At 69.5% G+C, this 19,131-nt stretch carries 9 protein-coding genes and 3 pseudogenes; 7 read left to right on the top strand and 5 right to left on the bottom strand.

Annotated elements, in window-relative coordinates; genetic code table 11:
- Positions 1-237: 237 nt before the first annotated feature.
- On the top strand, positions 238-1,167 hold the full coding sequence (locus tag ACWD3C_RS45410) for a trypsin-like serine peptidase (RefSeq protein ID WP_451154149.1): 930 nt from the start codon (positions 238-240) through the stop codon (positions 1,165-1,167).
- 47 nt (positions 1,168-1,214) lie between these two features.
- Here ACWD3C_RS45410 and ACWD3C_RS45405 read toward each other — a convergent pair.
- Both ACWD3C_RS45405 and ACWD3C_RS45400 read right to left on the bottom strand, forming a co-directional pair.
- Positions 1,215-2,830 (bottom strand): annotated as a pseudogene (locus ACWD3C_RS45405) (N-acyl-D-amino-acid deacylase family protein).
- A 10-nt stretch (positions 2,831-2,840) separates the two neighbouring features.
- A complete protein-coding gene (locus ACWD3C_RS45400; RefSeq protein ID WP_451154147.1) occupies positions 2,841-4,106 on the bottom strand; it encodes an amino acid deaminase in 1,266 nt (421 codons plus the stop codon).
- Positions 4,107-4,154: 48 nt separating this feature from the next.
- Between ACWD3C_RS45400 and ACWD3C_RS45395 the strand changes: the two are divergent.
- The 4 genes and pseudogenes from ACWD3C_RS45395 to ACWD3C_RS45380 form a co-directional block, all read left to right on the top strand.
- Positions 4,155-4,343: pseudogene (locus ACWD3C_RS45395) on the top strand (hypothetical protein); the annotation flags it as partial.
- A 95-nt stretch (positions 4,344-4,438) separates the two neighbouring features.
- A complete protein-coding gene (locus tag ACWD3C_RS45390) occupies positions 4,439-5,200 on the top strand; it encodes an IclR family transcriptional regulator (RefSeq protein WP_451154145.1) in 762 nt (253 codons plus the stop codon).
- Positions 5,197-5,628 carry a RidA family protein gene (locus ACWD3C_RS45385; protein ID WP_451154143.1) on the top strand — a complete coding sequence of 144 codons (432 nt, stop codon included), beginning with the start codon at positions 5,197-5,199 and terminating at the stop codon, positions 5,626-5,628. Before ACWD3C_RS45390 ends, ACWD3C_RS45385 begins: the two co-directional genes overlap by 4 nt.
- A 79-nt stretch (positions 5,629-5,707) precedes the next feature.
- A complete protein-coding gene (locus tag ACWD3C_RS45380; RefSeq protein ID WP_451154141.1) occupies positions 5,708-6,229 on the top strand; it encodes a hypothetical protein in 522 nt (173 codons plus the stop codon).
- Between the two features lie 150 nt (positions 6,230-6,379).
- On the opposite strand, the gene ACWD3C_RS45375 is transcribed toward ACWD3C_RS45380, so the two are convergent.
- From ACWD3C_RS45375 to ACWD3C_RS45365, 3 genes are all read right to left on the bottom strand, one after another.
- Complete coding sequence (locus ACWD3C_RS45375; RefSeq protein ID WP_451154139.1) at positions 6,380-7,774, bottom strand: M14 family metallopeptidase; 1,395 nt, start codon at positions 7,772-7,774, stop codon at positions 6,380-6,382.
- 357 nt (positions 7,775-8,131) lie between these two features.
- Complete coding sequence (locus tag ACWD3C_RS45370; RefSeq protein WP_451154137.1) at positions 8,132-9,430, bottom strand: hypothetical protein; 1,299 nt, start codon at positions 9,428-9,430, stop codon at positions 8,132-8,134.
- A 55-nt stretch (positions 9,431-9,485) separates the two neighbouring features.
- Positions 9,486-9,995 (bottom strand): SigE family RNA polymerase sigma factor, encoded by a 510-nt coding sequence (locus ACWD3C_RS45365; RefSeq protein WP_451154135.1) that lies wholly within the window; start codon positions 9,993-9,995, stop codon positions 9,486-9,488.
- A gap of 721 nt (positions 9,996-10,716) precedes the next feature.
- Between ACWD3C_RS45365 and ACWD3C_RS45360 the strand changes: the two genes are divergently transcribed.
- Complete coding sequence (locus ACWD3C_RS45360; protein ID WP_451154133.1) at positions 10,717-14,505, top strand: LamG domain-containing protein; 3,789 nt, start codon at positions 10,717-10,719, stop codon at positions 14,503-14,505.
- Positions 14,506-14,617: 112 nt separating this feature from the next.
- Positions 14,618-19,131: pseudogene (locus ACWD3C_RS45355) on the top strand (RHS repeat-associated core domain-containing protein); the annotation flags it as partial.

Genomic DNA, 19,131 nt, shown 5'->3' with positions numbered 1-19,131 from the left:
GTCAGCCCGCCACCCGTCGCGTACCGCATACCACCGGCATACCTGATGGATCATCAGCTGTCGCCAGGTCTACCTCAGGAATTTAAGATCAGTAGCTGCAGAGGAGTGGCCAAAGTTCCTCCGGCTTGAAACAAGTCCTTGCCCGGCCGCGCTCACCCCCTCACAATGCGCATGACAAATCCGCAGGTGGCAGGAGAATCTCCAGCCGCCCATGTCCTGCAAGAGGGGACCCCCCACATGAGAAAACCTCTCGTCGCCGCGCTGTTCGCCCTGGTGATCACCGGGACGGGCGCGGCCCCGGCGACCGCGGCACCGGACTCCGCGGCCGAACCCGCGGCCCAGCAGGTGAGCCGGCCCGTGCTCGCGCCCGTGGTCGACGCCCTGAACGACACCACGGCGGCCCTCGCCGAAGCGCTGGCCGAACCGGACGTCCAGGCCGTCGACTTCGCCGGCACCGTCGCGCTCAGCAACTGCTCCGGCTCCGTCGTGCGCATGCCCGACTCGGAGGACAACGACCCCGCGCTCGTGATGACCAACGGCCACTGCCTGGAAACGGGCTTCCCCGCGGCCGGCCAGGTCATCGTCGACCGGGCCTCCAACCGCACCTTCGGCCTGCTCAACTCCGCGGGCACGCGCGTCGCGACACTGCGCGCCGGCAAGATCGCGTACGGGACGATGACGGACACGGACGTCGCGCTGTACGAACTCACCACCACCTACGCGGCGATCAAGAACTCGTACGGCATCGACGCGCTGACGCTCAACGACACGCGCCCGACCGCCGGTACGGCCATCAGCGTCGTCTCCGGGTACTGGAAGCGGATCTACAGCTGCTCCATAGACGGGTTCGCGTACCGCCTGCGGGAGAGCAACTGGACCTGGAAGGACTCGGTCCGCTACACCTCCGCCTGCAACACCATCGGCGGCACCTCGGGTTCACCGGTCCTCGACGACGCCACCGGCGAGGTCGTCGCCGTCAACAACACCGGCAACGAGGACGGCGCGCGCTGCACCCTCAACAACCCCTGTGAGGTCGACGCGAACGGCACCGTGACCGTCCGCCAGGGCATCAACTACGCCCAGCAGACCTACCAGATCCCCGCCTGCTTCGGGCTCGACAACAAGCTCGACCTCAGCCGCTCGGGCTGCGTCCTGCCCAAGCCGTAGGCACCGAGCCGCAGGCACTCAAGCCGTAGGCACCCGGGGGCGGGTGGTCACCCGGTGGTGGTGCGCCGCACCGCCCGCCCCGCCAGTACGTCCGTCCGGCGCCCCTCGTCGATCACGAACCGGCCGTCGACGAGAACGTACGGAATGCCGACCGGCAGCGTCCGCGGCGCCTCCAACGTCGACCCGGCGGCCACCGTCGCCGGGTCGAAGAGGACCAGGTCGGCCCGGTACCCCTCCCGCACGAGCCCCCGGTCCGGCAGTCGCAGCCGGGCGGCCGGCCGCGAGGTCAGACGGGCGACGCACTCCTCCAGCGAGAGCACCCCCAACTCCCGTACGTACCGCCCGAGATACCGCGGGAACGTCCCGTACGCCCGCGGATGCGGCTTGTCGCCCCGCAGAATCCCGTCCGAGCCGCCCGTGTGCACCCGATGCCGCATGATCGCCCGGACGTTCTCCTCGTGGCCGACGTGCTGGAGGACCGTCGACCCGAGCCGGTCCTCGACGAGCAGCCGACGGGCGGTGACCCAGGGGGCCTCGCCCCGCAGCTCCGCCGACTCCCGGACCGTACGGCCGACATGGCCGGCCAAGGACGGGTCGCTCACCCCGGAGATCTCGATCGTGTCCCAGTCGATGGGCACGCCATGGCATCCGTCGGCACCCACGACCTCCATGTGATGCCTGATCCGCTCGGCGGTCTCCCCGTCCTCCAGCCGCCCGAGAATCGCGTCCGGCCCGCCCGTACTCGCCCAACTGGGCAGCATGGCCACCAGCGTCGTACACCCCGGGGTGTAGGGATACGTGTCCAGGCTGATGTCCGCACCCTCGTCGAGCGCCGCGTCCAGCAGGGCGAGCAACTCGGGCGCCCGCCCCTTGTTCACGCCGAAGTTCATGGTGGCGTGGGCGAGATGGAGCGAACAGCCGGCCTCCCGGCTCAGCGCGACCATCTCCGCGTACACCTCCAGGGCCCCCGCCCCGTACGACCGATGATGCGGGCAGTAATACCCGCCGAACCCCCCCCGACCACCCGGCACAACTCGGTCAGTTCCCCGTCCCTGGCGTACATGCCGGGCGTGTACGTCAGCCCGGACGACATCCCGACCGCGCCCTGCTCCATCCCCTCGGCGACCAACTCCCGCATCCGGTCCAGCTCTTGGGGCGTGGCCTCCCGGTCCTCCCACCCGACGGCGAGCGCGCGGACCGTGCCCTGGGGAACGAGATAGGCGGCGTTCACGGCGACACCCCGGTCCAGCCGGTCCAGATACTCGCCCACCGACCGCCAGTCGAAGTCGATGTCGTCGCCGTACCCGTTCCACCCGGTGATCGCACGGCGCACCTCGGCGAGCGTACGGTCGTCGACGGGCGCGTACGACAGCCCGTCCTGCCCGATGACCTCCAGCGTCACGCCCTGCGCGGCCTTCGCGCTGTGATCGGGGTCCCGGAGCAGGGCGAGGTCGCTGTGCGCGTGCATGTCGATGAAGCCGGGGGCAAGGACAAGCCCCTCGGCATCCAGCTCACGTACGGCCGACGGCCGTTGACACCCCGCAGCCGCCGCCTCCTGGACGATCGAGACGATCCGTCCGCCGTCCACGACCACATCGGCGCGGTACGACGGCGCGCCGGACCCGTCCACGACATCCGCGTCCCGAATGACGAGCTCCGCCACGCCGGCCCTCCTAGAAGAACGTCCGTACGTACTCCACGACCGTCCCGTCCGCCTCCGCCACCGGGATCAGGGGCCACTTGTCGAACGACGTGCACGGGTGGGACAGCCCCATACCGAGCCAGTCACCCACCTCCAGATCCGCCTCCGGGGTCGTCCGCAGCCAGGCGTGCTGGTCGGACAGAGCGGTGACCGAGACGCCGGTGGCCGGGCGTTCCGTGCCGTCCCGGCGGATCACCTGGGCGAAGGGGAGGTCGAGGTCGTAGGCCGCGTCCCGCTTGCCCGCGTTGACGAAGGCCTGGTCGGCACAGGGGCGGGAGACGACCTGCGCCCAGAGGCGGAACGCCGGCTCCAGGACACCCTCCTCCGGGACCCGGTTGAACGGGGTCAGCTTGCGGTAGTGGCCGTCGTCGTGCGAGACGTAGGCGCCGGAGCGCAGCAACTTCAGTACGGGTGCGGAGAGCCCGGGGATCTCCGCGAACACATCGGCCACCGCGTCGAACCAGGCACTGCCCCCCGCGCTGACGACGATCTCCTCGACTCCCGCGAACCGCCCCGCCTTGTCGAAGTCGACCGCCAGCGCGACGAGCCGACGCAACCACGCGTGCACCCGCTCCGGACTTGCCTCGGGCACCTCGCCCTCATACCCCGCGACACCGACCAGGCGCAGGGCCCGTGCGGCCGCCACCGCGTCCGCGACCGACGCGCACTCCGCCTCCGTACGGACACCGGTCCGGGCACCCTCACCGGCGGCCAGTTCGACGACGACGTCCAGAGGGCGGGCCGCCCCCCTCAGCGCCGCGTCCATCAACTCCACACCGCGCACGGAGTCGACGTAACAGACGAACCGGAACGACGGATCGACGGCCAGCTCACCCGCGACCCACCGCAACGCGGCCTCGTCCACCACCTCGTTCGCCAGGAACACCCGCTGGACCCCGAACTCCCTCGCCACCCGCACCTGATGGGGCACCGCGAGCGTGATGCCCCACGCCCCGTGCTCGATCTGCCGCCGGAACAACTGCGGGGCCATCGACGTCTTGCCGTGCGGCGCGAACGCCAGCCCGTGACGTGCCGCGTACGTCTCCATGAGCGCGAGGTTGTGCTCCAGGCGCTCGGCGGACAGGGCGAGCACCGGAGTCGCGAAGCCGCCGGTGAAGAGGTTGCGACGCTGGGCGGCCAGCTCACCGACGGTCAGCCCGTCGGCGTCCGGCGGGAGGCCCTTGAAGCGGTGATCGACGCGTTCCTCGGCCAGGCGGGCGAGCCGTGACGAGCCCATGGAGCCTCCTGATCTGCTGTTGCACTCTATGCAACAGGCATTGCGTATATCGCCTACCGCTGTCTAACATCTCGGCCAACGCGGGGTCAACGGAGCCGCCACGCCCCGCGCACCCGACGAGGAGTTACGGCCATCGTGACCACCACCGGACCCCGCGACGCCCCCGACGTCGTGGACGTCGTCGCGCTCGGCGGGTCCATGGTCACCTTTCTCCCCACCCACCCCGGCCGCCTCGCCGCCCTGGACGACGACGTGTGGGGGAGACTTCGACTCGACCCCGACTGGACGACCCAGGCCGCACTCAGGGTCGCCGAGGAGGAGGTACGCACCCCATGAGCCAGACCGTCGACCGCGCGCTGAGCATCCTGCCGCTGCTCGCCGAGGGCCCCGCCGACCTCGGCCAGGTCGCCGACCGCCTCGGCGTCCACAAGTCCACCGCGCTCCGCCTCCTCCGCACACTCCACGAACACGGCCTCGTCCACCGCCAGTCCGACCAGCGCTACCGCCTCGGCGCCCGCCTCTTCGCCCTCGCCCAGGAGGCCGTGGAGAACCTGGACATCCGCGAGATCGCCCACCCCCACCTCGTACGCCTCAACAAGGAGTGCGGACACACCGTCCACCTCGCCGTCCACGAGGAGAGCGAGGTCCTCTACATCGACAAGGTCGAGAGCCGCTACCCCGTACGGATGTACTCCCGCATCGGCAAACCCGTAGCGATCACGGTCGCCGCAGTCGCCAAGCTTTTCCTCGCCGACCTGCCCGACCCCGAGCGCCGCGCCCTCGCCGAGAGGCTCGACTACCCCATGTACACGGCCCGTTCGATCCCCAACGCCTCCGCTTTCCTCAAGGAACTGGCGACGGTACGCGAACAGGGCTGGGCCACCGACCTCGGCGGCCACGAGGAGTCCATCAACTGCGTCGCCGCCCCGATCCGCGGCACCGACGGCCGGGTCGTCGCCGCGATGTCGGTCTCGGCCCCCAACGTCGTCGTCACCGCCGACGAACTCCTCACCCTGCTCCCGCTGGTGTGCCGCACGGCGGACGCCATCAGCCGCGAGTACTCGGGCAAGCCCCCGGCAAAGGATGCGGTATGACAGACGAGACGGACAAGACGGACAAGATCGCCCTCACCCCGAAGACCCACACCACCCCGCCCGCGAAGTTCTCGCACGGGGTCAAGAAGGGCAACATCCTCCAGGTCGCAGGCCAGGTCGGCTTCCTCCCCGCTGTCGAGGGACAGCCCCCCACCCCCGCCGGCCCGACCCTGCGCGAGCAGACCCTCCAGACCCTCGCCAACGTCAAGGCGATCCTGGAGGAGGGCGGCGCCTCCTGGGACGACGCGATGATGATCCGCGTCTATCTCACGGACGTCGACCATTTCGCCGAGATGAACGAGATCTACAACGCCTACTTCGACGAGCAGGGGCTCACCGCGCCGCCAGCGGCCCGTACGACCGTCTACGTCGGTCTTCCCGCCGGGCTCCTCATCGAGATCGACGCGCTCGCCGTCTTGGGTTGCTGAGTGTGTTCGTGTAGGCGTCTGGTAACGAAGTAGGGGCTGGCTGTGCCCGACACAGGATCGTCGACCATACTGCTGCGCTGTGGAGCAGCGCATAGGTAGCAGCAGTCAGCCCCTGGACGCCGGTTTCAACCCGGCCCACATCCCCGGGCTCACGTCGCCCGCGTCCGACGAACCGGAGGACGCGACCGAGGACGCGACCGAGGAGGCTCCGGAGACCGCGGAGGACACCTCGGAGGACCTCGAACTCACGGATGCCACGGATGCCACGGATGAGGCGCCTGAGGACTCCGACGAGCCCGAGGAGACCCCCGAGGGCCCCGTCTTCGAGGCCGCCGACCGCCGCGCGAGGATCGTCGCCGACCACAAGGGCGTACGGCTCCGCCTCGACGACCAGGAGTGCGAGTTCCGCTGGGACGAGATCGGGGCAGTGGAGACGGAGTCGCCCCGCTTCGGCAAGCGGTTCACGGTGACGGTGCACACGCCGGACAGCCGCTGGTACCCGATCGAGATCGAGGCGAAGGCGAAGTCCCAGCATGAGGAGTGGGACACCCGGCTGGACGAGGTCCTGGACAAGTACTTCGAGGACGAAGCGGCGAAGTAGGAGGCGTGAAGTAGGAGGCGTGAAGTGGGAGGCCTGAAGTAGGAAGCGCGGGGAACTGCGTGCCCAGCCACACCGGACACGCAGTTCCCGACTACCTCACCTGCCCGTCACGACCTCGCTACCTCACGACCTCACTACCTCACCCGCCCGTCAGCAGTACTGAGCCTCTTTCCCGATGGACCGGTACATGCAGTCCGCGTTCTCCAGGAGCTGGAGCACCGCGTCCCGGTTCCGGGACGTCTCGCGCTCGATGACCTCGTCGGGCGGGTAGAAGCCGCCGCCGGAGCTGCTCCTCGGGTACATCTCGAAGGTGTACCCGAAGATCTTGTGCGCGCCCCACAGGTAGTCGTCGATCGAGCCGTCCGTGATGTAGAGGTCACTGGACTGCTCGGGCGTGTAGCCGTTGCTGGCGGCCATCTTCTGACCGACGGTCGCGAACGCGTCGCGGTCGTCGGCCGTCATGCCGGTGGTGGTGTCGGCGTTGGTGTAACCGAAGGGCCAGAGGATCAGCTCGCTGTACGTGTGGAAGTCGATGCCGGCCTTGATCTGCTGGGTGCCGCCGACGACCCGGCTGCGGACGAAGTCGGCGACCACCTTCACCTCGGGCGCGGACTCGGGCGCCGAGCCGCGGTAGGTGGACGAGGAGGTCCACCCCGACGAACCGCCGCAGCAGCCCCAGCGGTAGTCCCAGTTGCGGTTGAGGTCCGTGCCGACGTACGACGAACCGCTGTTGGGCTGGCGGTTCTTGCGCCAGGAGCGGTACGAGCCGGTCGCGATGTCGTACTCGCCGCCGTCCGGGTTGACGTCCGGGATGATCCAGATCTCGCGGCTGTTCACCAGGTTGGTGACGCGGGAGTCGGAGCCGTAGGAGGCACCGAGCTCGCGGATCAGATACAGGGCCATCTCGACGGTGAGGTGCTCACGGGCGTGCTGGTGGTGCGTGAACAGCACCTCGGGCTCGGACTCGTCACTGGCCACGTTGTCGCTGATCTTGATGGCGACGATGTCGCGGCCCTGGTACGACTTGCCGATGACCCGCTTGCTCATGATGTTCGGGTACGCGGCGAGGCGCTGGTCGATCTCCGCCGTCATCTCGGCGTAGTTGTGGTACCGCGAGTCGGCGGAGGGGAAGTCGAAGGGCTGGATCTCGTCCTCACCGCTCGACCGGTCGGGAACGGCGTTCAACGCCGTCACGTCGTACCCGAGTTGGCGCAGCTTCTTGACCTGGTCGGCACGCCCGGAGATGACGACGCCGTGGCCGTGCGCCTCGTCCACGGTCACACCCGTCCGCTGGAGCGCGGTGCGGTCCTCGGCGGTCGAGTGCATATGGACCTCGTACTGGCGGATGTCGTCCGCCGAGGCCGCCGGGCGCTTCGCGCTCGTCGCCGTGGCGTCCGTGGCGGTCGTCGCGGCGACGGGAGCCGCGAGGGCCAGGGCGAGGAGGGTGGCGAGCGCGGCGGTGCGGCGGGTCGATCTGGTGGGGGCGCCGGCGCCTGTGCCGGTGTCGCCGGGCACAGCTGCCCTGCCGCGGATGCGGAGTCGCATGAAGTCTCCTATTTTCTCCAGGAATTCCGGGGTCTCCGGAAGGTGGGGAGTGGAGCTGGGGGGTGGTTCCGTGCGACGTACGACGTACTCGGGCCTGGCGGCCGCGCCAGTGGGGGACGGTCGACAGATCCCGGTGCGGGTGTGGCGCTCATGGTGCGGGCATGGCATGGCCGGGTCAAGAGTGGGGTGTGCTGTCGCGGCTTCCGGGTGGCTTGAACCCCTCGCAATCCGGCTGGGAATGGCGGTGTCACTCATCAGAACGACAGCCGGGCCCCGACGGCACGCTCAGCCGTCAGGGCCCGTCACCTGTGAGGGCGTACGGGTGCTCATCGGGTGCTGAAGCCCCTGCTGAAGCCCCTACTGAAGCCCCTGCTGGAGTCCCGCCCACTGCTCGCTGACGGCCATCGCCTTCAGCTGTTCGATCGTGAGGGCCGGGGTGTCGCGCGTCGCCGGGTCGTTCTGGGTACCGGAGTTGAAGGCGCTGATCACCACGCGCATGCCGCCGGGCCGCATGGTGTCCGCGGTCCACATGACGACTCCTGGGACATCGCCCGGCCCCTGCCGGGTGGTGACCTTCGTGCCGTCGGGCAGGGTCTCGCTGCCGGGGCCGAAGAGCTGGTGCTCGACGTCCGACATGCCCGGCTGCACGTTGATCTGGACGAAGGTCTCGCCCTGGCCGTCGTCGACGACGATGTACGCGTACTCGGTCTCCTGACCGCCCTCGCCGACCACGTCGACCCCCTCCGGGAGCAGCCCGATGAGCGTCTTCCGGATGGCGGCGCTGTCGACGCCCGGGGGGAAGCCCGGCTCCTCGGCGCCCTCGCCCTTGGGGTTCTCCGGAATGGTGTCGATGGCGGCGCGCCACTCCGGGGCCTCGGCGACCTTCTGCAACTGGGCCGGGGACAGCGCCGGTTCGGGCCTGCTGATCGGTGCGTCCTTCTGGGCCCGGGCGTTCCACGCGCTGACGCCGATGTGGTGCCCCTGCGGGGTGATCAGCTCGGCGAGCCAGTGCTTGGTCTCCACGCGCCGGTCCGGGTACTCGTACCCCTGGAAGACCATGAGCACGGAGCCGTCGCTCAGCTCGCTCGTGTTGCAGTCGTCGTACGGGACAAGCCTCTTGTCCGGGCACGTGGTCGTCTCGCGCGCCTCCTGACTGCCCGGCTCCATCCGCCCCAGGCTGACGCCGATCGCCGACTCGCCCTCGCCGTCGTCGTACACGAGGTGGGCGAACGGCCCCAGCTCCTCGTCCGTGCCCCGTGCCCCCTCATCGCTGACCTCTCCCTCGGGGAGCAGCTGCTTCAGCGTACTGAGCAGTTCGTCCCCGGAGACGGGGGCGGGCTCGGCCGCGGTGGCGGAGGCGGTGGTGGAGGGGGCGAGGGAGGAGGAGGGGCGGCTGTCGCCCACGGACTGCCGTCCGCTGTCCCCGCCGCTCCAGGGCACGGCCAGTGCCCCGCCCAGGCCGACGAGCGCGATGCTCGCCGCGCCGCCGACGACCGTGACCCGGCGGCGCAGCCGGAGCCCGCGGCCGCGGGCCTCGCCGGCGGAGGCCAGGGCGGCCCGGTCGGTGTCGAAGGCGTCGCCGGTGTGGCGCAGGGCCCCGGCGAGCCGGCTCTCGAAGGCGTCGTCGTCGTGCTGTGCCGAAGGTTCGAAGGGCATGGCAAACCACCGTTTCTGCAAGTTCTGCACGTGTTGGGGAAGCTGGACCGGCGGCTCAGGACGTCGCGTACTCGTCGAGGCTCTCGCCCAGCAGGTCACGCAGCCGTCCGAGCGCACGGACGCACCGGGTCCGTACGGCGGCCGAACTGGCGTTCATCGCGTCGGCGGTCTCCTCGACGCTGCGGTCCTCCCAGTAGCGCAGGACGACCACCGCGCGGTCCTTGGCGGGGAGCTGGGCGAGCGCCTGCAGCAGGGTCAGCCGCAGCGACGTGTCCGAGCCGTACGGGGCGGGCCGGTCCGGGAGGACGTCCGTGGCCCGCTCCGTGCTGCTGAGCCGCCGCTGATGGGCGAGGAACGTCCGGGTGAGCACGGTCTGCGCGTACCCGGCGGGGTTCTCGGCCCGCGAGACCCGTCCCCACCGGACGTACATCCTGCCCAGGGCCTCCTGCACAAGGTCCTCGGCAAGATGCGTGTCCCCTCCGGTGAGCAGACAGGCCGACCGGTAGAGATGCCCCGCGCGCGCCGCCGCGAACTCCTGGTAGCCGTCCGCGCGGACGTGTCTCATGCGCTCCCCCTGCGTGATCCCTGGACCGCGGGCCCTGGTGCCCTCCGGCCGCCGTCGCTACTCGGCGCCGCCTTCACTTCGCCGCTTCACTTCATTGATGCGGTGGCCCCCGGAGAATGTTTCACGGCCGGGAGTGGCCGCAGCGACCGGCTCGGCCGTTGCGCGGCCTTTCCTTCTCTCCGCGTCGTCTCCCCGCGTCGTCTCCCGGCGTCGGCAACTCGGTCGGCTCTCACCGCAACACCCGTCCCGCGTACGGCGGCTCCAGCGCGCCTCCGTGCGCCCTCTGCGCGCCGCTTGAGGCTCCGGGACGGAGGGGAGCTGTGGAAATGGCCAAAGGGTGACGCTCCGTACCGGCCGAGCCCTCTGCCGCCGTGGTCCGGCGCACCCCCACGCGTTCGCGTGCCGGAAACGGAACACACCCCGCGCATCCGCTCCCGGATGTGGTCGTCATGCCGCTCGGCCAGGTTTTCCGGCCATCCGCAGCACGCCTGTGGATGCCCGTGGGCCGGGGAGGCGATGTGGCGGCGGCTGCACTGAACCAAGAGTCACATCACGATCACAGTTCCCTCATATTTGCTTGCACGACAAAGCTTGCGCATGGAACTGTCATGTCTTGAACACGGGTTCGAGTGGGGCTTTTTTGGGTGGGGGTTTGGTGTTACGACGGGGGTGCCGCGCTGACCGCGCGGGAAGCGGACGGGGCCATGGGGTTGTCGCTGCGGTGACGGCGGCGTTGCTGGCTGCTCTGCCGGTGGCGGGAGCGGTGCCGGTCGCGTCGGCGGCTGTGCCGGAGGCAGTGGCGGCTGATGGCCAGGACGCGGAGTCGGCGGAGCTGTCGGAGGGGCAGCGGGCGCTGGCTGAGGCGCGGGAGTCCGGTCAGCGGGTCGAGGTCGTCGGTGAGCGGGCGGAGCGTACGACGGTGTACGCGAACCCCGACGGCTCGACGTTCACTTTGGAGGAGTCGGCGGTTCCGGTGCGGGTGGCCGGGCCGGACGGTGGCTGGCGGGCGCCGGACGCGGAGCTGGAGGTGCGTGCGGACGGGACCGTCGCGCCGAAGGCGGCGGCCGTGGAGATGGCTTTCTCCGGTGGTGGGGCGGGTGATCCGCTGGTGACGATCGCTGAGGAGGGGCGTTCGCTGTCGCTGGGCTGGCCGGGCGAGTTGCCGGAGCCGGAGCTGGACGGGGAGAGCGCGTTGTACCGCGAGGTCCTCGACGGTGTCGATCTGCGGGTGACGGCGTCGGTGGAGGGTTTCCGGCATGTGCTGGTGGTCAAGACGCCTCAGGCGGCGGCCGGTGCGGAGCTGGAGCGGATCGAGTACGCCTTGAATGCCGAGGGCCTGCAGGTGGTCAAGGGGGCGGCGGGCAACCTGACGGCGGTGGACGAGGACGGCAAGCGAGTCTTCCGGGCTCCGCCCGCGCAGATGTGGGACTCGGCGGGCGCGGACGGCGACCAGGCCGAGGCGCCGTCCGAGGAGGCTGCGGACCCGGCGGCGGCCTCCTCGGACGCTGCCGATCCGGCGGCGGCCCCGACGGCCGATGCGGTCGTGAGCGGGGCTCGGACGTCCTCGGCGTTTGCGGCCTCGGCTGTCGCGGAGACGGCGGAAGTGGCCGAGAGCACCGACGCCGGGGTCGAGCCCGGCCCTGGCGACACGGTGACGACCATGGACGTGGAGGTCGGTGAGGATGCGCTGACCGTGGTGCCGGACGCGGGCATGTTGTCCGGCACGGACGTGTCGGCGTTCCCGCTCTACATCGATCCCAGTGTTGCCCTGAACGAGTCGGAGCGCACGCTGCTGCGCAGTGACGGGTATGAGTCGTACGGCTGGGGCAACGGTGGTGACGGTCAGGGCCGGGGTGTGGGCAGGTGTGGTAGCTGGAACGGCTATTACTGCGGTCCGGGGTATGTGCAGCGGCTGTATTTCGAGTTCTCGCCGGCGAAGCTGAAGGGCAAGCGGGTGCTGGATGCCACGTTCCGGGTGACGGAGCCGTGGGCGTTCCAGTGTGATCCGCGCTGGGTGAACCTGGTGCGTACGAAGAACATCTCGTCGTCGACGACGTGGGCGTCGCGGCCGGCGCGTCTGGATCTGATGGTCGACAAGAACGTGTCGGCGGGCCGGGGTTCGCTGTGTGATCCGGATTCGCCGGACAAGCCGATCGAGTTCCACGACAACCCGGCCGAGGCGAACGAGAACCTGACTCCGACGGTGCGGAAGTTCGCGGCGGGCAAGTTCTCCCGGTTGACGCTGATGTTGAGGGCGAAGAACGAGTCGGATACTTCGGCGTGGAAGCGGTTCAGGAACGATGCGGTGCTGGTGGTGGACTTCGTCGGTGTTCCGGCGCCGCCGACCGGTCCTGGTGTGGTCTCCGGGGAGGTCGTCTCGTGCGAGACCGATGCGGCCGATCCCGCCGTGTTGTCGAACCGCAAGCCCACCTTCGTCGCTGTCGCGCAGACGAAGCCCGGGGGTGAGAAGGAAGCGAACCTGCGCGTGCGCTTCCATGTCGAGGAGAAGGTCGGCGGCAGCTGGAGCGTGGTCACCGAGCCGGTCCGGCCCAGTAGCGGTTATGTCGGGGACGGCACGAAGGTGGACCCTGTTTCGCCTGTCACCTTGTCCGAGGGGCCGATGTATCGCATGCGTGCGGCCACCCTGTCGTACTACAACGGCGGCAAGAGCTCTATGGCGTCGAAGAGTACGGTGACGACCAAGGGGTGGTGTTACTTCAAGGTCGATTCCTCGGCGCCCAAGCCGCCGGTGATCACGGTCGGTGATCCGTACGATGCCTGCGTTGACGGGAACGACTGTCCTGCGGTGGGCGGTCCGGGTGTGAAGGGGAAGTTCACCTTCTCCCCGGCGGCCGGGGACGAGGACACCGTCAACGCGTACTCCTACAAGCTGGCCTCGTCCGCTCGTTGGTCGGCCTGGCTCGCGCCGAACAAGGGGAAGGCGCTTGAGCGGGAGATCGGCCCTGAGTTGTCCGGCCTTCAGGTGTTGCAGGTGCGGGCCCGGGACAACGTCGGCGACCAGCGTGCGGGACGCATCGCGAGTGTGTTGTTCAACGTGGCCGAGAGCGAGGGGGCGACGGGGCGTTGGCACTTCGACGACAGCGCCCCGGGCTCTGGCGGGTCGGCGGCGGCGGACAGTGCGACGACCGAGGGGACGCGTCATGCGGCCACGCTTCACACGCCTGGTGCCGGTGCGGGCTGGTCGTTGTTCGGTCGTCGTGGGGAGGGGGACTACTCGCTGTGGCTGAACGACACTGCGAACACCGCCAACCAGAAGGGGTATGCGGCGACGTCCGGTCCGGTGGTGAACACGCAGTCCTCGTTCACGGTTTCGGCGTGGGCGTATCTGGCGGAGAGTACGGAGTACCGGACGGTGGTGTCGCAGACCGGCAGTGACCACTCCGGTTTCTCGCTGTACTACTCGCCCTCGCTGGAGAAGTGGGTGTTCCGCTGGAGCTGGACCGACAGCGGCGGGAGTCGGAAGTTCGTGGCCCACGCTGCGGACGTGGCAGGCGTACCGCTGAGGGTGTGGACCCACGTGGCGGGTGTGTACGACGCCGAGGCCAGGGCCATCCAGCTGTATGTCAACGGCCGCGCCCAGGGGGAGCCGGTGGCGGTGCCGGCGGGAGGGGAGCGGCAGAGGCCTGACGGGCCGATGCAGTTCGGCCGGGCCAGCTATGTGTACGGCTCGTACAGCAACTACTGGCGGGGCCGGGTCGATGAGGTCGCGGTCTTCCAGTACGCCGTGCAGCCGGGGGAGGTCGCCAAGGAAGCCAGGCTGCTGGATTCGACGGACACCTCCGCTGCCGTTGAGCTCATGGCGGCCTGGGACCCGGCGGCGGCCGGCGGCGCGGGTGGCAGCACGCTGGCGGACACGGTCAGCGGTTATGGGCGTTCGCTGGCGCTGACCGGGGGTGCCTCGCTGGACGGTGAGGCGATCGTTCTTGACGGGGTCGATGGTGCGGCCAGGGTTGCCGGTCCGCTGGTGGACGACACCGGTTCGTTCACGGTCACCACGCTGGCCGAGCTGGACGGCGCGGAGTTGCTGAAGAAGGACGTCGGTTATGTCGGGCAGGTGCTGGGGCAGCGTTCGGCGGACGGGTCGGCGTGGGGGCTGTGGTATCAGCTCACGGGCAAGGATGACGTGTGGGATGAGGAGGCGCTCGAAGAGCGGACTGTGCCCGTCGGGAAGTGGCACTTCGGACGGTTGGGTGGGAGCGGCACCTTCAGCTCGGTGACCTCCGAAGACACGGCTGAATTTGACACTCCTGTGCGTCTGACCGGCCTCTTCGATGCGCAGTCGGGGACCATCAGCCTCTACATCGGCCACATCCAGAACAACGACGCGCGGGCCTTCACCGCTGTCCTGGGCTCGGGTGACTTCGCCGTCGGCAGGAGCTTCATGAACGGAACCTGGAAGCACTATCTGCCAGCCCGGATCACCGACATCCGCCTGTGGGCGGGCGCGATGGCCGGCTCGGCGCAGATCGAGGAGCAGGTCGGCGACTGACAGCTGAACGCGGGGCGGCACCGCATGCGTGCCGCCCCGCCTGACGGCGGCCCGAGCGGGCCGCGTACGGCTTCGAGACTTTCGGTTCGCGGGGAAACGGGTGGGACGGAACATGGCATTTGGCATAGGCACCTCAAGGCGACCCCGAGGCGCGACGAGACGCGCCGACACGAGACTGCTGGTCACGGCGGTGTCACTGGCGCTGCTCGTGCCCGTGGGGCTGGCCCCAGTCGCCGAGGCGGCGGGAGACAGCGGCGGTCCGGGTCGTCCGGAGCTGCCCGAGCAGCGGGTGAGCAAGGTCCTGGAGGCCGGACCGGGAGCGAAGAAGACCCGCGAACGGGTGGCCAAGCAGAAGGCGGCCAATGCCGAGCGGGCCAGGAAGGCGCGGTCCGAGCAGCGTGCCGCCGACTGGCCCGAGGCGGGCGAGGCCACCCTGGCGCTCGACGCGAAGAACCCGGGGAAGAAACCGGCCACGGTCTCACCCGGTGGCATGCCGGTGGATGTCACGCCTGCGCGAACGAAGAAGACAGCCGCGGCTGACGGCTCGGCACGGGTCACTGTGCTGGACCGGAAGGCGGCCGAGAAGGCGGGCATCACCGGCGTACTGCTGACCGCCGAGGCAGAGTCGCAGGGACGCGCCGAAGTGAGCGTCGACTACGGCGACTTCGCCGGGGCCATCGGCGGCGGCTGGGCGGGCCGTCTGCGGCTGGTCCGGCTCCCTGCCTGCGTGCTGACGACGCCGGAGAAGCCGGAGTGCCGCGAGCAGACCCCGCTCGCATCGCGCAACGACCTCGACGCCCAGACGGTCACCGCCCCAGTCACCCTGGCCGAAGCCACCACCGAGAGCGGGACCGAGACCGGGACCGGAAGCGGCATGGCGGCGCAGCTCGCCGCCGCCACGTCGGCGTCCTCGTCGAGTGCGACGGTGCTGGCGGTCACGGCGGCAGCCGCGGGTTCGGGTGAGTCCCCGGCGGGCACGGGCGACTACTCGGCGACCGAGCTGTCCGCCTCCTCCGCCTGGGAGGCGGGCGGCAGTTCGGGGTCGTTCACCTGGTCCTACGACTTCACCATGCCGCCGGCCGCCGCGGGCCCGACGCCGGGGCTGTCGCTGTCGTACGACTCGGGCAGTGTCGACGGCCGCACGGCCACCACCAACAACCAGGGAACCTCGGTCGGCGAGGGTTTCACCGTCACCGAGTCCTACATCGAGCGGTCGTACGGTTCCTGCGACGACGACGGGCACGCGGACGTCTTCGACTCCTGCTGGAAGTACGACAACGCCCGTCTGGTCCTCAACGGCAAGTCCACCCGCCTGGTGAAGGACAACGACAGCGGCCAGTGGCACCTGCAGGACGACGACGCCTCCACGGTGACGCGCTCCACCGACGGCAGCAATGCCGACAACGACAATGAGTACTGGACCGTCGTCACGGGTGATGGCACCAAGTACGTCTTCGGGCTGGCCAAGCTGCCCGGTGCCGGAAGCGAGCGGACCAACTCCGTGTGGACCGTTCCTGTCTTCGGCGACGACCCCGGTGAGCCCGGTTACGGCAATGCCGGCTCCTTCGGCGGCCGGGCGGTGACCCAGGCCTGGCGGTGGAACCTCGACTACGTCGAGGACACGCGCGGCAACGCGTCCACGTACTGGTACGCCAAGGACACCAACCACTACAAGAAGAACAAGGCGACCACCGCCAACGCCGACTACACCCGCGGCGGTTACCTCAAGGAGATCAAGTACGGGCTGCGCAAGGGCGCGCTGTTCACCGACGACGCCGACGCCAGGGTCACCTTCTCCTACGCCGAGCGCTGCACCGTCTCCAACTGCTCGGAGCTGACCAAGGACACCGCCAAGAACTGGCCGGATGTCCCCTTCGACGCGATCTGCTCCAGCGGCGACGACGAGTGCGACTCCTCCGGTCCGGCTTTCTTCTCCCGCAAGCGGCTGACCGGCATCAACACCTTCTCCTGGTCGGCGGCCGGGGGTGCGTACCAGCCGGTGGACTCCTGGGCCCTGACCCAGCAGTACCTCGACGGAGGGGACATCGGTGACACCTCCGACCATGTGCTGGCCCTCAAGTCACTCAAGCGCACCGGCAAGGCCGGCGACACGAACATCGCGCTGAACCCGGTCTCGTTCACCTACCAGATGCGGCCCAACCGGGTGGACGCAACCGACAATATTCTTCCGCTCACCCGCCCGCGCATCTCGACCATCACCTCCGAGACCGGTGCGGTCACGGATGTGACGCTGTCCTCGCCGGAGTGTGTGCGCAGCGTGGTCATCGACGCGCCTGAGGACACCAACACCCGTTCCTGCTATCCGCAGTACTGGCACATCAACGGCTCCTCCGAGGCATCGGTCGACTGGTTCCACAAGTACCGGGTGCTGGCCGTACTGTCCGACGACTCCACCACGAACAACGAAGCCGTCGAGCACGCCTATACCTACTCGGGCGCGGCCTGGCACCACAGCGACGATCCCTTCACGCCCAAGGAGGAGCGCACCTGGTCGGACTGGCGCGGCTACCGGAAGGTCACCGTCCACAAGGGGGCCAAGGACGTCACCCGCTCCAGGACGGTCTCCCTCTACCTGCAGGGCATGAACGGTGACAAGAAGGCGGACGGCACCACCAAGTCCGTGACCGTGGCCCCGCTGCTGGACACGGACGTGGACTTCGCGGCCGTCACCGACACGAACCGGTACAGGGGTCTACTGCGCCAGCAGGTCACCTACAACGGCAGCCAGGCCATCAGCAGCACGTTCAAGAACTACAACAGCTACCGCCAGACGGCCACCCAGACAGTCCCCGGCGCCGCCGACCATGCTGCCCGCTGGGTGCGCAACTCCAGCAGCTACACCAGCACCTACCTCACGGCGTCCGGTACCTGGCGCACCCACGCCACCTCCTCCACCTACGACTCGCTCGGCATGGTCACCACCCACACCGACTCCGGACAGTGGGGCCTGGGCGGCGACGAGACGTGTACCCGTACCTGGTACGCCCGCAACGGCGCGGCGGGCATCACCAGCCTTGTCTCCCGCACCCGTACCGTCGCCCGGCAGTGCTCGGTGGCCGAGACCTCTCTCAACCTGCCCGCCTCCCAGAGCAGCCGTGGCGACGTGCTCGCCGACACCGCCGTCGTCTACGACTCCGCGACCGCGACCGGCTGGAACGCGAGCCAGTCCCCGACCAAGGGCGAGGCCACCTGGACCGGCCGGGCCACCGGCTACCCGGCGACCACGACCGGCGGCGAACGCCATCCCACCGGCTGGCAGACCACCACCACCAGCACCTACGACACCCTCGGACGTCCACTCTCGGTCACCGACACGGACGGCAACTCCACCTCCACCGCCTACACCCCGGCCGCCGCCGGACCTCTGACCAGGACCCTCACGACCGACCCCAAGGGCCACCGCGCGGTCAGCTTCCTCGACCCCCGGCGCGGGCAGGTCCTGCGCGAGTACGACATCAACTCCAAGAAGACCGAACTCGCCCACGACGCGCTCGGCCGTCTCACCAAGGTGTGGCTGCCCAACCGCAACAGGGCCGCCGGGGACACGCCCAGCAGCAAGTTCGCCTACCACCTCAGCAACACCAAACCGTCGTGGGTATCGACGGCGACGCCGAAGAAGGACGGCGAAATTTACAACACCACCTACGAGCTCTACGACGGACTGCTGCGCCCGATCCAGACCCAGTCCCCGACCCCGCAGGGCGGCCAGCTGCTGACGGATGTCCGTTACGACACCCGGGGCCTGGCGTACGCGACGTTCGCCGACATCTTCGACCAGGACCACACGCCCGACGGCACCTACAGGCAAGCCCCGGACGGCGAGGCCCCGGTCCAGACCGAGACCGCCTACGACGGTGCGGGGCGGGCCACGACCAGCACCTTGTACGTGTACGGGCAGAAGAAGTGGTCCACGACCACGAGTTACACCGGTGATTCGACGGCGACGACGGCGGTGAAGGGTGGTACGGCCGCCCGTGCGATCACCGATGTGCGGGGCCGTACGGTCGAGACCCGTGAGTACGCCGGTTCCAGTCCGGCGGACGCCGGGTACGGTGCGGGCACGGGTCTGTCGTATGCCTCGGTGAAGCACGAGTACGGCCTGGACGGCCAGCCGTCGGCCGTGACCGGCCCGGACAACGCGAAGTGGACCTACACCTACGATCTGTTCGGCCGCCAGACCAGGACGACGGACCCGGACAAGGGCACCAGCACCACCGAGTACAACAAGCTCGACCAGGTCGTGAAGTCCACGGACTCGCGCGGGGAGTCGATCGTCTCGGCGTACGACGTCCTCGGCCGCGTCACCGGCACCTGGTCCGGCTCACGGTCGGACGCCAACCAGCTCACCGGATACTCCTACGACACGGTCCTGAAGGGGCTGGCGGCCTCGTCCACCCGCTATGTGGGCGGCAAGACCGGCCAGGCGTACACCCGGTCGGTCACCGACTACGACAACCTTTCGAGGCCGGTCGCCACCGAGCTTGAGCTGCCCGCCGACGATCCGCTGGTCAAGGCGGGGGCGCCGGCCACGCTGGAGTACGCCACCCACTACAACCTCGACGGTACCCGGCAGTTCATCGAGGAACCCGCACTCGGCGGCCTGCC

Source organism: Streptomyces sp. NPDC002845 (assembly GCF_053591955.1).
Note: the sequence above shows the minus strand (reverse complement) of the source record. Positions and strands in the feature narration are given on the sequence as shown.